Consider the following 14,586-nt stretch of genomic DNA (forward strand, 5'->3'; position numbering starts at 1 on the left):
CTTTGCCAGTTTCGGAATTCGAGTTGTGCGGACGGTGAAGTTAGCCGGTGAAAGTGACCACCGTTGTGTGTGATGGCGTGACCGACCAATATTCGGAAAATCTGGTGTTTCCGTCAACGACAGATATTGATACCATTGGAACATGAGCGAATCTGAATCGGAACCGGAACGGTCGATCGACATTTTTCGACGATCGGTTGCCGTCATCGAAGAAAATTTGCCTCCTACCTGGTCTTTGTCGACGCAGCGCTCCCCCGACCTGTCCGAGGCCCCGCTCCGACTCGACCTCCGCTCCCCTGACGGCGCGGTGGCCAAATTCGGCGTCTACGCCGCGCACGGTGTCCTGAGCAGCGACGTTCCCGGTATCGCCGATCGCTTCCCCACCGGTCAATCGGGCTTCGTGTGCGCAAAATATCTGTCCGAGCCCGTGCGCCGGCAGCTCGATTCCCACGCGATCTCGTACGCAGATGCCACGGGCAACGTTTCGTTGACCGCTGATCGACCCGCAGTCTGGGTGCGTGGACGCGGAGCCGACGCCGACCCGTGGCGGGGACCCGGACGTCCTTCCGGACAGCTGACGGGCGATCCGTCAGCTCGCGTCGTGCGAGCGCTTGCCGATTTCGCGGCGCCGCTGGCGATCACAGCCTTGGTGCGCCTGGCCGGTGCGTCGACGGGAGCAACCTATCGGGTGGTTCAGACACTGTCGGATCGTGAACTGGTGACCAGGCTCCCCCGCGGTGGGATCGGCGACGTCCGCTGGCCGAAGATGCTTCGGGAATGGGCAGCTGAAGCCGGCGCCAAAGCGCCGACGCCTCACGGCTTTCACGCGCCGGACGGTCTGGAGGCTCTCTTCGATCAACTGCGTCAACTCAGCGGTCACATCTATGCCGGTACCGCTTCGGTGGCCGCTGCGCCCTTTGCTCGGTATGCGCCCACCCGACGTGCTCACTTCCATGCCGACAACGTCGATCAGTTCGCCGACGCTCTCGGCCTCCGGCGAGTGGAATCCGGCGGTGACGTGTGGATCACCGCTCCCCTCTCACCGTCCGCGTTCGACCGATTGCTCACTCGCGACGGCATTCGCATCGTCGCACCCAGCCAGGCGTTCGCCGATCTGCTGGTCGGTCCGGACTCCGACGAGGCGGCAGCCGAGCACCTGCTCACATGGATGATCGAGAACGAATCGCAGTGGCGACGCGCCGCATCCCCTGCTACGGATCGCCCGTAGGAAAAAGAGGGGCCGTCTCTCGCCTACCCTGTCATGGTGGAAGAAACGAGTGCGCCCGATTACGCCGCGTACGCCGACACCAATCGACTGAAGCTGTTTTCGTTCACGATCGCGGAAAAACGGACCGAGTACCTCTGGGTGCTCCGTGCCTTCGACCATGCTCGCGCCAACTACACAGTGCTGCTGCACGCCGGAACAGTCGCGCAAATCCTCGAAAAGATCGGTGGCTCGGATCCGGCGGCCGATCTGTCGGCGGCGGAGGTCACTCCCCTGTTGGATCAGCTTCACGTCTGGGAGATCCTCGAGCGCAGCTACGACGGCACCCGCGCGGCCACGCTGGCCGAGTACCGTAATCGCCACTTCGTCTACCAGTTCGGTCAGGCCGGATATCAGGTCTATCGATCAGTCGAGGACGTTCTTGCCGCCCGCCTGGACTCGGCGTCGCTTTCGCGTCTCGCCTTGGCGGATCTGCTCGCAGACATGTCCGAACTTGCCGAAGCCAACCGCAGTTCCGACGGCGACCTGATCTTCCGCAAGCTCAAGCGCCTGGACTCGACGCTCTCCGACATGGCTGATCGAGCCGCGCACTTCTATCTGACACTGGGCGACCTGGTACGTACCACGGAGATCACTCCGCAGGCTTTCCTCACGCACAAGGACGCTCTGCTGACTCACATGCGCGAGTTCAGTTCCGACCTGGCGCGCTACGCCCCCAAGCTCAAGGAAGCGATCGAGCACGTCGAATCCACCGGTGTCGATCGCATGATCCGCCTCGCCGCGGCCAGTGACGAGCGGGTGTTCGTCCCGATCACCGAACGTGAAGACGACTGGGCGGCGCGGTGGCGAGGATTGACCGCCTGGTTCGTCTCCGCGGAATCGGGGATCAGCGAGTCCGAACGCCTCCGTGAGGGCACGATGAGTGCGATCGCCGCGGTTCTCGCCCTCCTTCGCCGCGTCACGGAGACACGTCGCGGCGGCGTCAGCCGCGAGAGCCAGCTCCGGCACCTCGCCGGCTGGTTTGCCGCCACGCCGTCCGAAGACGCAGCTCATGCTCTGTTCCAGGCAGTATTCGACCTCGGCCGTCCACGCCATCTCTCGATGGTGCATCCGGACGCCGACATCATTTCTCACTCGCGATCGTGGTGGGAGGCGCCGCCGGTGGAGATCGCACGAACCCTCGCCGAAACCGGCCGTCCGCCCTCACCCGGATTGCCGAGCAAGGTCGCCCGCAACGACGGCAGCATCCGCCGACTGCGCGAAGAACAGTTGGCGGCGCAACGTACCCGCAGCGCCGCCGCGCAATCTCTCGCGTCGAACGGTGTCTACCAGCGTGAACTCAACGAGCAGGAGACCGAAGTTTTGCTGAGTCTGCTCAATGCAGCATTGACCGCGCGTGTTCCGGTGGTGGGACGCGTCAAGAGCTCCACCGGTAGCGAGAACGGGGTGAAGCTGACACTGAGTCCCTCGGACGGTTCGACCACCATCAAGACCGCCCGCGGGCGTATGCATCTCGACGGTATCGAGGTCAGTGTTCGATGAGAGCTCGCGAGATCACGCCCCTTGCCCTCGATTCGTACCAACGCGCGGCGCGCGTCATTCTGTCCAACCACCTGATCACCTCGACGTATCCGGATCGAATTGCGTTGCCGCTCTTGCGCCGTTGGGCCACCGAGCTGCGTGACGACCTACTGGAACTGTTCGGCTACCGCCTCGAGGTGACAGAGACCACCGCGCGCCTGTTCACGGTGTCGGATCGACTCAACCCGTCGGCACCGGCCCGGACTGCCTCCGAGCGAACCTTCGATCGCACGCGCTACGCGTACCTGGCGTTGTGCCTGGCCGCGTTGGGCCGCGCCGGAAACCAGATCACGTTGTCGGAGTTGGCCGATCACGTCGCGGCCGACGCCGCGCAGGTGGACGGCGTCGAACTGTCCACCGATCGTGCGTCGGACCGCGACGCGTTCGTCGACGCCGTCGGTTGGCTCGGCGTCAGGGGCGCCATCGCCCTGGCCGACGGTGACGCTAACGGCTGGGCGTCCAATCCCGAAGCGGGCGAAGCGCTTTACGACATCGATCGTTCCGTCGTCGTCGCCCTCTTCCGTCCGCCGCGTGCCCTGCAGCACCTGCACTCCATTCGAGGACTGTTGGCCGCCGAGACCTCGAGCGCCTCTGAGGACGACGGAATTCCCGTGGACGCGAAGGAGATCGGCCGCCGGGTCCGCCGGGCTCTCGTCGAGCGGCCGGTCGTACTGGCCGGCGAACTCGATCAGCACGAGTTGATCGCGTTGGCGCAGCCCAAGACCGCGTCGGAGGTCGAACTCCTGACGGGGTTGGTGGCCGAGCGCCGTGCCGAGGGGATCGCGATGATCGATCCCACCGGTCGCCTCTCCGACGTCCGCTTCCCGAGTACCGGAACGATCGCCCAGGTAGCGCTACTCCTCGCCGGCGAGATTGCCGACCGCGTACTCGACGTCGACGCTCCGGAGCTGCCGAAACTTCCGATCCCGCACGTGTCGGACGATCACCTGATCGAACAACTCGATGCCGCCATCCCTGAGGCCGGGATCTTCGAGGACCTCGCCGACGAGGACGACGACTTCGTGCTGCCTGCCGGCGAACCGGCCGAGCCCCCGGAACCCGTCACGTACCCGATGATCGACGACGACTGGCTCGCCGACAAGGTCACCGAGTTGGTGGACCAGTTCGGACGCACGTTCGCAGCGCAATGGCAGGCCGATCACAACGGGCTGCGCAAGCAGGCGCTCGGGTTGCTGCAACGTCTGCGCCTGACGCATGCGGTCGACGGCGGCGTACTGGTGTTGCCCGTCCTTGCCCGGTACCGCGACGTCGTGGTCTCCGTACGCGAACGCGATCCTCAGATCGACTTCGCGGTAGACAACTCCGCACCGGATCCGGTCGACGAATTCGGCCCCGAATCTTCCACCAACGGCGAACTATCAGAGGTAGAGAACGTATGAGCAACGCCCGCTTCCGACCTACTCGGGCTGGAATCATCAACCTCTGGGATTACCGAGACCAGGAGTTCTCGTTCGCCGACGGTCGACTGGTCCTACGAGGGCCAAACGGATCCGGCAAGACCAAGGCCCTCGAGGTCTTGTTCCCGTTCGTTTTCGACGGCCGCATCGAACCGCGGCGCCTCAACCCCTTCGCCGGTGAAGAGCGCACGATGAAGTCCAACCTGCTCTACCGGGGCCAGGACAGCGCGCACTCCTACGTGTGGATGGAGTTCTGCCGCGGCTCCCTCGAAGATCCCGAGTCGGTGACCGTGGGCATCGGCATGCGTGCAACCCGCACCAACGACAAGGTCACCCGTTGGTACTTCGTCGCCGACGGCCGCGTCGGAGTCGACTTCTCGCTGATCGGCAACGACGATCGCCCTCTCACCAAGAAGCAGTTGGCCGAACAACTCGGCAGCGATTCCATCACCGACCGTCCCCTCGACTACCGCACCGCGATCGACGCGCGGATGTTCGGTCTCGGTGTGCAGCGTTACGACCAGCTGATCAACCTCATTCTCACGCTACGCCGACCCCAGCTCGCGAAGAACCTTGATCCGAAGGGCCTTTCGCAGGCGCTCACCGACGGCCTCCGTCCGCTCGACGATCAACTCGTCCTCGAAGCTGCGCGTTCGTTCAGCGACATGGAGGAGGTCGGCCGCGCGCTCGAGGGACTCGCGGCCGCCGATCAGGCAGCACAGAGTTTCATCGGGGTCTACACCAAGTACCTGCGTCAGCAGTCGCGCGGAGAGATCGAACAGGTCAGCACCCGCCTCGCAGCGGTCACCAGAGGTGTTGCCGCCATGGACGAGTCGTCGCTCGCCCAGACCCGCAGCCGTGAGGCACGCGCAGCAGCCGAGGAGCGCTTCAACCAGGCCGAACAGGCACTCGAGAATGCGCGCGCCAATGTCGAAGCGTTGCAACGCTCGAGCGCCTACGAAGGCAAACAGCAGCTCGACGATCTCGCCCAGGCGGTCGCGACGCTCAAGCTCTCGACCGAGCAGCAGGCAGACAAGTCACGGAAAGCGCAGGCCGCACTGGCGCAGCGCGGCGACGAAGCCGACAAGGCCGCATCGTCGGTCAAGCGTGCGGCCGAAGCACTCTCGCGCGCCGAGGACGAACTGCAGGCAGCCGCCGAGGACGCCGGCATCGTCTGGACTCCCCTACCCGACGGCTCACGCAGCGACCAGATCACGGCAGCCGTCCGTGGACATGCCGAAGAGCGTGACGGGGACGTGCGCGTCGTCCGCGCCGCTCTGGCGACCGTCGAGAAGGCCTCGACCGAACGCTCTCGGGCCGAAAACAGCTCGCGCCGTGGACAAGAGCTGCTCGAAGCGTCCAAGGCCGCTGTGCTCGAGGGCGAAGCTGCCGTGGAACTCGCGCGCAGTCAGTGCGCCAGCGGGCTGCGCGCCTGGTGGACCGATCATTCCTCCTTGTTCTCGGCTGTCGGCGCCGACACATCGCTGTTCGAGGCACTCGACTCAGCGCTCGCCCAGGTCGGCGACGAGGACGCTCCGGCGTTGTCCGCAGTGCTCGCCGAGCACACCGAGGCAGGCTCCGAGACGCTACGCGAGCGTCGACGCGAAGCAGAGGCGGAAATCTCGGCATCACACGCCTCGATCGCGGCTCTGAAGGCCGAACGCAAGACCGTCTCGGCGGAACACGACGACGCTCCGCCTGCCTTCCACGCACGTACCGACAACCGCAGTGCCCTGGGTGGTGCACCGCTGTGGCAGCTGGTGCGCTTCGTCGACTCCGTCGAACCGGACGTGGCCACGGGAATCGAATCCGCACTCCAGGCGGCAAATCTGCTGGACGGCTGGGTCTGCCCGGACGAGACGATTCCCGAGCACGTCAGTGAGCAGTTCCTGACGGCTCTTCCCGTCAAGCAGCGCCCGAAGGGACGCACGCTGGCCGACGTCCTCGAGGTCGAAGGCAATGCCGACGTACCCGACGCTCGGGTACAGGACATTCTCGCGTCGATCAGTCTCGTCGAGGCACCGGGCGACACGGACGCAAGCGTCGCGATCGGCGTCGACGGCCGCTTCTGGCAAGGCGTCTCGCGCGGCCGGCACGTCAAGTCCGACGCCGAGTACATCGGCACGACAGCGCGGGCGCGTCGACGCGAAGCTCGGATCACCGAGATCGATGCGGCTCTGGAAGTACTTGCCGCGGCAGTCGATACGGCCAAGGCACTGGTAGCGCAGACTACCGAGCAGCTGAGTCGGATCAACTCTGCGGCAAAGGAATTGCCGAAGACAGGTTCGATCCTGCGCGCACTCAAGACCGTCACCGAATCCGCCGGAGCACTCCGCACTCGCTCGGAGGCCACGGAAACGGCACAACGCGAACTCGATGCGGCGATCGCCGATCTCGCGGCGAAGGAAAAGCGACTCCGAGCGACGGCGTCGCAGCACCGGACCCCGCACGTCGGCCGTGAACTCGACTCCCTCGCCGCAGCCATCCGTCATTTCGAGAAGCAGGGCGAACTGGCACTGCGCTGCCGACGCGAGCATGCCAAGGAAGTCGAACTCGAACGCGAGTCCCGCGACCGACTCGACGAATCACGTGCCAATGCCGAGGAATTCGCCGAGGAAGCCGCCATCGCCGAGGAGAGTCTGCTCCAGCAGGTGCAGCGTCTCGAGACACTGCGCGACACCCTCGGTGCGAGCGCCGAGCAGATCGATCTGGACCTGGCAAAAGCCCGCGCGAAGATCGAGGAATGCAAGGTCGAGCAGCGTGCAGCGCGAAAGGCGTACGACGCCGCGGTGCTCCAGATCGGCACAGCCGAGGGTGCGTACAACACCGCTGTCGAGACGCTTCGGCACACCCTGACCGAAACCCGCAGTGATGCAGAGCGACTCGCACCCTATGCTCGTCCGGATCTACTCGAGTTGTTGGGCGTCAAGGAACATCTGAGCTGGCCGGCAAGTTCGGCGGCGTGGATGAGCCCCGATCAGTTGGTCTACCGCATCCAGAACGAAGATCGCAGTGAGGACGCGGCCCACCCGCCGGTCCTGCCCGAAGACGTCGACAAGTTGTACCGAGCGCTCGAGGCTGCGACCTCGGCGGTACGCGTCACCGACGGCGCCCGCAAGGCAACCCGCACGGCACTGACCTCGGCGTTGCAGGACTTCGACGCCCAACTCGCAGCGGCCGGACAGGACTACCGTCTGCAGTGGGATGCACCGGACGGACTGACCGTCGTACGAGTGCAGGATGATCAGGGCTATTCGTCGATCGGTGAATTCGCAACGCGGATCCACGATGCTCGCGGCGATCAGGAGCAGTTGCTCACCGAATCCGAACGTCGCATTCTCGAAGATGCTCTGCTGACCGGTTTGGCTCAGCAGATTCACGAGCGCACGGTCGACGCGCGCGAGTTGATCGCTCAAATGGGCACCGAGATGCGTGAGCGTCGTATGTCCTCGGGCAACACCATCGGCGTTCACTGGGTGCTCGCCGACAATCTCGACGACAGCTCGCGGGCGATCTCCAAGCTGCTGGATCGCGATGCGTCGGCCCTCGGCGTCGACGAACTGGCCACTCTGCGAGCACATTTCGCGACCCAGATCCGCACCGCCCGCGCCGCGCATCCCGAGCGTTCCTACCCGGAGATCCTGTCGTCGGCGCTCGACTACCGCCAGTGGCGCGTGTTCTCGTTCACCCTCATCAGCGGTGAGGGCAAGGAGGACCGGCTGACCGTTGCGCGACACAGCGCACTGTCCGGTGGCGAGCAGTCGGTTTCACTGCACCTTCCGCTCTTCGCCGCGGCGCACGTCATGCTGGACTCGGCCGACCCGCACGCCCCACGTCTGCTGGCACTGGACGAGGCGTTCGCCGGTGTCGACGACAACGGTCGCAGCGAACTGCTCGGCTTGAGCGTTCAGTTCGACCTGGATCTCTTCATGACCGGCTACGACCTGTGGATCACGTACGCGGACGTCCCGGGGTGTGCTCACTACGATCTCGCGCACTCCACGGCCGAGCAGGCAGTCAGCGCCGCGCTGCTGGTGTGGTCGAACGGTGAGCTGCTCGCCGAGCACGACGGAACCGATCTGGCGAGGGCGTTGGGCTCGCCGCTGCGGCGCCGGGTGCCGACACCAGCCGAAGGTGCGCTGGACTACGCCTAGAAACTGCTGTGCGCCTTTATTAACCGCGGGCGGTTAATAAAGGCGCACAGCAGGGGTTCAGCGAAGCGAAATACCCAGCAAAGCGTCGACGGCATCGGCGAACTCGCCGGGTGCCTGCGCGTCGGATCCGCCGCCCTCGATTGCTCGGCGTGCCCAGCCGTCGAGCGCGTCGAGCGCCTTCGGGGTGTCGAGGTCGTCGGCCAGGTGCTGACGCAACCGTGCGACGGTGTCGGTGGCGGACGGCGCGGAACCGAGGGCGGCCGCCTCCCGCCACAGCTTCAGACGTGACTGCGCCTCCTCGAGGACCTGTTCGGTCCAGGCGCGATCCTGGCGGTAGTGACCGGAGAGCAGTCCGAGGCGGATCGCTGCGGGGTCCACCCCTTCGCCGCGCAGCTTGGAGACGAAGACCAGGTTCCCGCGGCTCTTCGACATCTTCTCGCCGTCGAGGCCGATCATGCCGGTATGTACGTAGTGCCGCGCGAAACGGCGATCACCCGTTGCCGATTCCGCATGTGCAGCCGAGAACTCGTGGTGCGGGAAGATCAGGTCGCTGCCGCCGCCCTGGACGTCGAATCCGGAGCCGATGCGATTGAGCGCAATGGCAGCGCATTCGATGTGCCAACCGGGGCGTCCCGGCCCGAAGGGTGAGGGCCACGAGGGCTCGCCCGGACGCTCGGCACGCCAGACGAGTGCATCGAGCGGATTGCGCTTTCCGACGCGATCGGGATCTCCGCCGCGTTCGGCGAAGAACTTCTCCATCGTCGCGCGGTCGTACCCCGACTCGTAACCGAACTGCTCGGTCGCGTCGGCGCGGAAGTAGACGTCGGGGAACTCGGCGTCGTCGACGATGTATGCGGCGCCGGAGGCCACGAACTTCTCCACCAACTCGACTACTTCGTTCACCGATTCGACGGCGCCGATGTAGTCCTTAGGCGGAAGCACGCGCAGCGCTTCCATGTCCTCGCGGAAGAGGGCCGTCTCACGCATGCCGAGGACGATCCAGTCCTCGCCGTCGCGGTTGGCGCGCTCGAACAGCGGGTCGTCCACGTCAGTCACGTTCTGGACGTAGTGAACGTCGTGTCCGGCGTCGCGCCACATGCGGTTCACGAGGTCGAACGTGAGGTACGTGGCCGCGTGGCCGAGGTGGGTGGCGTCGTACGGGGTGATGCCGCAGACGTACATCGTCGCCTTCTTGCCCGGCGTGACGGGGCGAACCTGACGGTCGGCTGTGTCGTACAGCCGCAACGGCGGCCCCTGACCGGGAACGGACGGGAGTGCGGTATCGGACCAAGACTGCATGCTGCCGAGCCTAGTGGAGACTGCTCTGGGGCTGGGAAGGTGCTGGCTGATCCTGCTCCGGTTCGGGCGTCGACGCGAGCTTGCTCGGCCACCAGATCTTCTGACCGATGTCGTAGGTCAAGGCCGGGACCAGCAAGGATCGGACGATCAGGGCGTCGAGTAGGACACCGAACGCCACGATGAACGCGATCTGTGCGAGGAACAACAGCGGGATCACCGCCAACGCCGAGAAGGTTGCTGCCAGAACAACTCCGGCAGAGGTGATCACTCCACCGGTCACGGTGAGTCCCCTCAGCGCACCCGCCCGAGTGCCGATCTTCAGCGCTTCCTCACGCACCCTCGTCATGAGGAAGATGTTGTAGTCGATTCCCAGCGCCACGAGGAACACGAACGCGAACAGCGGGACCACCGGATCCGCGCCCGGGAAGCCGAAGATATGGTCGAACACCAGCGACGAAATGCCCAGTGTCGCAGCAAACGAGAGCACAACGGTGCCCATGAGGAGCAGCGGTGCGAGCAGCGAGCGCAGCAGGAGCGAGAGAATCACGAACACCACGATGATCACCACGGGAATGATCAGTGTCCGGTCCCGCGTCGAGGTGGTCTTGGTGTCGAGGTCGGTCGCGGTCACACCGCCCACCAACGCATCGGCACCGTCGACGGCGTGAACTGCATCACGTAGCCGAACAATCGTGTCTTCGGCCGCGAGCGAATCGGCAGCGTCAGTCAGCGTCGCCTGCAGGGAGACTCGTCCGTCGACCACCAGAGGTGCTCCCCCGTTCTGGACAACACTCACATCGCTGACACCTTCGACGCGACTCGCTTCGACGACGGCATCGGCGTGGCCGGCATTGGCGATCACCACCGCGGGCGACCCGGAACCCGCGTCGAAGTGCTCACCGAGAATCTCCTGGCCTGCAACCGAATCGACGTCGAGCAAGAAGATGTCGGACGAAGAGACACCGCTGGCTTTGAACTGCGGCATCATCAGCGCGAAGATCACAAGCACCAGCGTCGACGCCACCCAGAAGCGGCGCGGATGCCGACCGATTCGAGCAGCGAGCCCGGCCCAGAACCGGTGATCGCTCGCCTCGTCGTGGTGCTCGCGGTCGGCGTCGAACTTCGGTGTGGTCGGCCAGTACGCCGTCCTCCCGAACAGAACGAGGACAGCAGGTAGGAACGTCATCGATGCGAGGAAGGACGCGGCGATGCCGATGGCGGCCACCGGACCGAGTCCGCGGTTCGAGTTCAGGTCGGAGAGCAACAGGCACAGAACGCCCGCGATGACCGTTCCGGCAGATGCTGCAACTGGTTCGAGCGTCGCGCGCCACGCAGTGCGCATTGCTGCGTACTTGTCCTTCTCGATCCGCAGTTCCTCCCGGTAGCGAGAGACCAGAAGTAGCGCGTAGTCGGTGGCGGCACCGAACACGAGGATGAACAGGATGCCCTGGCTCTGACCGTTCAGTGCGATGACGTCCGCGTCGGCGAGCAGATACACGAGCAAGCTCGACAATCCGAGCGCGAAGATCGCCGAGAAGATCACCACGAACGGCAGGATCGGGCTCCGGTAGACGACGATCAGGATCAGGATCACGACGGATCCGGCAACTAACAACAGCAGTCCGTCGATACCGGCGAATGCCGCCGACAGATCCGCAACCTGCCCGGCGGGACCGGTGACCTTGACTGTCAGTCCGTCGGGGCTCGACTCCAGCGCCGCGCGCAGCGCTTTCACGCTGTCCTTGACCTCGAGGGTGCTGTCGACGGGCAGGAACATCTGGAGCGCCTGCCCGTCGGCCGACGGGATCGGCGGCGATGCGGCGTCTCCGAATCCCTCGGTACCGACAAACGAATCGACGGCCTCGGACAGGAAGGTGGAGTCGGTGGGCTCGAGTCCTCCGGATCGTTCCGCCACGACGATGGCCGGCACGAAACGTGTGTCCGTGAAGCTCTCTTGAAGCTTCGCCACCTCGGTGGCTTCGGCCGAGGCCGGCAGGAACGACGTGTTGTCGTTCTGCTGCACCGTGCTGAGCTTTCCGGCGAACGGCCCGCCGAATCCTCCGATGGCCAGCCAGCCGATCACGAGGAGAGCTGGCACAATCCATCGAAGGCGACGAACAGGACGATTTTGTACTGGTGTGCTCACTGGGTCTCCAGGGATCGGCAGCAGAGAGGGCTTGCCGACTATTTTGTTCAGCATGCTGAGTAATTGCAAACGGAAGGCACGAACATGAGTAGCGACGGCCTGGACGACTGGCCAACCGGCCGACTGTTGTCCACCGCTGCGCGCCTGGTAGAGCACTCGTGGGAGAAGGTTCTGCGGTCTCAGGACATGACGCACGCCGGACTGATCGTGCTCCACTCCATCGCCGGTGGACCCGCGTCGCAACGCGACATCGCAAAGAATGCCCGAGTAACCGATCAAACGATGAGCCGCACCATCGATCGCCTCGAACGAGCGGGTTACGTCACCCGAGACACCGATCCGCGCGACGAACGTCGGCGCGTGATCGCGATAACCGACGCCGGACGACTCACCTACGAGCGACTGCTCACGCTCGAGAAGGAAGACGCCGCATTGACCGTCGGTGTCGGGGACGTCGCCGCGCTGCGCGAACAACTACTGCGGTTGGTTCGCTCGCCCGGATTGAAGACGGCAACTCGCGAACAGCAAGAACCTGCGCGCGAGTAGAAAGCGCGGCTAGAAAGCCGGCCAGGGAATCGTTCGATGGCCGTTCGGTTCGGGCATCACCGCGGACTCGGCGAACTGCATCGCCCGCACGGCCAAGGCCACGACTTCTTCTTCGGTGATCAGTTCGGACAACTCGTCCCCGAGATCCCCGTCGAGGGTTGTCGCGAATTCGGCGACGTCGGCGATCAAGGCACCGGGTACGGGCTGGCCGGCCCAGCCCCACAACACGGTCCGCAACTTGTTCTCCGAGTGAAGACAAATTCCGTGATCAACTCCGTACACCGAGCCGTCGACGCCTTCGAGCGCGTGACCACCTTTGCGGTCGGCATTGTTGATGAGGACGTCCAGAACGGCCATTCGCTGCAGCCGTGGATCGTCCGCATGGATCAGCGAGACGGGTTCGCCCTCCGAGTCGAAGGCCTGCAGGACCTCGAACCACCCGGGCGGAACATTGCCGGGACTGCACAGGTCGACCATCTCGAGTCCGCCAGATCCGTCCGCACGGCGATCGACGGTGTCGATCCATCGCTGCACCATTCCCGGCCCGAAAGGCCCGTCCCGCAACACTGTTCGCGGAATCACACCCCAGCCCAGCGCCTCGGACACCCGGTACGACGCGACCTCACGCCCCGCCAGAGTGCCGTCCGGGAAGTCCCACAGGGGACGCTCCCCACGCACCGGCTTGTAGACCACACGGGTGGACTGCTCCCCCAGAGTCGACTCGCACACCAGCGTGGCGTTGCTCGCTGTCGTGATCTGACCGATGAGCGTCAGATCACCCTCGAGCAGAACGTCCGGCACACCAGGTTCGGACACGACGTCAGACCTCGTCGTCGTCTGCGTCGTCGATCGCAAAACCGAAGGACTCGCCGCGACGGTATCCGTTGGTGCGGATGCACACGTGTCCCTCGGGCGCCAACGGTTCACCACACAGCGGGCACGGAGCGCGTCCCGCCGCGATGACGCGCTCGGACCGCAGCGAGAATTCACGCGCTTGCTCCGGGGTCAGGAACACACGGACAGCGTCCGGACCGTCGTCGGCGTCGTCGAGGACAACCGATTCGTCGAACTCCGTCTCACTGACGGCAAGCAGCTCCACGACGACCGCACCGGCATCGGCGTCCCAACCGAGCCCCATCGTGCCGACCCGGAACTCCGCGTCCAGCGGAGTGACCAGTGGGCTGAGATCGGAGACGTCGTCGGCCTGCGGCGGAACCTCGGTACCGAAGCGTCGATGCACCTCTTCGAGGAGAAGGCCCATGCGATCGGCGAGGACCTGAACCTGCTGCTTCTCGAGCAGCACGCTCACCACCCGTGATTCGTGCACGGCCTGGAGATAGAAAGACCTGTCACCGGGTTCGCCCACCGTTCCTGCGACAAATCGGTCAGGAGTGCGAAATACGTGAATCGCGCGCGACATTGCACCTCCTCGAGTTCGAGCAGAACATCACTGAATACCCATTATCCGTCACAGCTCACGCACCGACCTCTCCGCCGGGGACTGACTCCTGTGCGGGAGCCGAACCGTTGGTCGCGGCCTTCGCTGCACCGATCGCGGCGAGCACGTCTCCGGTGTCGTTGACTCGCAGAACGAACGGCAGTGTGGCCGTGTAGCGAATCACGCTGACCGAGGCGGGCTCGGCGACGATGCGCTGGAACGAATCGAGGTGCATCGCAAACGCGTCGGCGAGAACCGATTTGATGACGTCACCGTGCGTGCACGCGATCCAGACGACGTCCTTGCCGTGTTCTTCGGCCAGCCGTGCGTCGTGCTCTCGGATCGCGGCGACGGCTCGCGCCTGTACCTGAGCGAGCCCTTCACCCCCGGGAAACACTGCACCGGAAGCGTGGCGCTGCACCACTTTCCAGAGCGGTTCTTCCAACAACTCCTTGAGCGGGCGACCCGTCCAGTCGCCGTAATCGACCTCGATGAGGCGATCCTCGACGACCGGTGTCAGACCACGGTCGACGGCAATGGGGCCGACCGTCTGCTCGCATCGCAACAGCGGCGAGCGGACGATCTCCGCGATGTCCAGACCGACCAGCCGATCGACGACGCCTTCGGCTTGTTTCCGGCCGTGGTCGTCGAGTTCCACACCCGGCGTTCGACCGGCCAGGGTATGGGCAGTGTTGGACGTCGACCGCCCGTGCCGCAGTAGGACAACTGTCATTCCACAACCCTAATGGGGCGGTGGCCTGACGGACGGGTGGTCGACG

General features: G+C 65.0%; 10 protein-coding genes. 5 read left to right on the forward strand and 5 right to left on the reverse strand.

The genetic code is table 11. The features are described from left to right. Window positions 1–142 precede the first annotated feature (142 nt). Genes I7X09_RS24425 through I7X09_RS24440 form a run of 4 tightly spaced genes read left to right on the forward strand, consistent with a single transcriptional unit; the run spans window position 143 to window position 8,378 of the window. Complete coding sequence (locus I7X09_RS24425; RefSeq protein WP_200314079.1) at window positions 143–1,228, forward strand: hypothetical protein; 1,086 nt, start codon at window positions 143–145, stop codon at window positions 1,226–1,228. 33 nt (window positions 1,229–1,261) lie between these two features. Next, entirely contained in the window at window positions 1,262–2,767 is a 1,506-nt protein-coding gene (locus tag I7X09_RS24430) for a TIGR02677 family protein (RefSeq protein ID WP_200314081.1), read from the forward strand. Then, entirely contained in the window at window positions 2,764–4,206 is a 1,443-nt protein-coding gene (locus tag I7X09_RS24435) for a TIGR02678 family protein (RefSeq protein WP_200314083.1), read from the forward strand. Before I7X09_RS24430 ends, I7X09_RS24435 begins: the two co-directional genes overlap by 4 nt. Next, window positions 4,203–8,378, forward strand: coding sequence for a TIGR02680 family protein (locus I7X09_RS24440; RefSeq protein ID WP_200314085.1), 4,176 nt, complete (start codon window positions 4,203–4,205; stop codon window positions 8,376–8,378). The genes I7X09_RS24435 and I7X09_RS24440 overlap by 4 nt, the downstream gene beginning before the upstream one ends. A 57-nt stretch (window positions 8,379–8,435) precedes the next feature. Here the strand turns inward: I7X09_RS24440 and mshC are convergent, their stop codons facing one another. Together mshC and I7X09_RS24450 are read right to left on the reverse strand one after the other, a co-directional pair. Then, window positions 8,436–9,677: a cysteine--1-D-myo-inosityl 2-amino-2-deoxy-alpha-D-glucopyranoside ligase gene (gene mshC / locus I7X09_RS24445; protein WP_166810145.1), complete on the reverse strand. Its 1,242-nt coding sequence runs from the start codon at window positions 9,675–9,677 to the stop codon at window positions 8,436–8,438. Window positions 9,678–9,687: 10 nt separating this feature from the next. After that, a complete protein-coding gene (locus I7X09_RS24450; protein WP_206029199.1) occupies window positions 9,688–11,877 on the reverse strand; it encodes an MMPL family transporter in 2,190 nt (729 codons plus the stop codon). 30 nt (window positions 11,878–11,907) lie between these two features. Here I7X09_RS24450 and I7X09_RS24455 point away from each other — a divergent pair, with 30 nt between their 5' ends. Beyond that, window positions 11,908–12,369 (forward strand): MarR family winged helix-turn-helix transcriptional regulator, encoded by a 462-nt coding sequence (locus I7X09_RS24455; RefSeq protein ID WP_095970070.1) that lies wholly within the window; start codon window positions 11,908–11,910, stop codon window positions 12,367–12,369. A 9-nt stretch (window positions 12,370–12,378) separates the two neighbouring features. Here the strand turns inward: I7X09_RS24455 and I7X09_RS24460 are convergent, their stop codons facing one another. Genes I7X09_RS24460 through I7X09_RS24470 form a run of 3 tightly spaced genes read right to left on the reverse strand, consistent with a single transcriptional unit; the run spans window position 12,379 to window position 14,540 of the window. Continuing rightward, window positions 12,379–13,185 (reverse strand): SCO1664 family protein, encoded by an 807-nt coding sequence (locus I7X09_RS24460; protein WP_095970069.1) that lies wholly within the window; start codon window positions 13,183–13,185, stop codon window positions 12,379–12,381. Between the two features lie 4 nt (window positions 13,186–13,189). After that, a complete protein-coding gene (locus I7X09_RS24465) occupies window positions 13,190–13,789 on the reverse strand; it encodes a DUF3090 domain-containing protein (RefSeq protein WP_003946200.1) in 600 nt (199 codons plus the stop codon). 55 nt (window positions 13,790–13,844) lie between these two features. After that, on the reverse strand, window positions 13,845–14,540 hold the full coding sequence (locus tag I7X09_RS24470; protein ID WP_003946173.1) for a histidine phosphatase family protein: 696 nt from the start codon (window positions 14,538–14,540) through the stop codon (window positions 13,845–13,847). Window positions 14,541–14,586: the final 46 nt, after the last annotated feature.

It is taken from the genome of Rhodococcus sp. P-2, from assembly GCF_016598535.1.
Classification (GTDB): Bacteria; Actinomycetota; Actinomycetes; order Mycobacteriales; family Mycobacteriaceae; genus Rhodococcus_F; species Rhodococcus_F baikonurensis.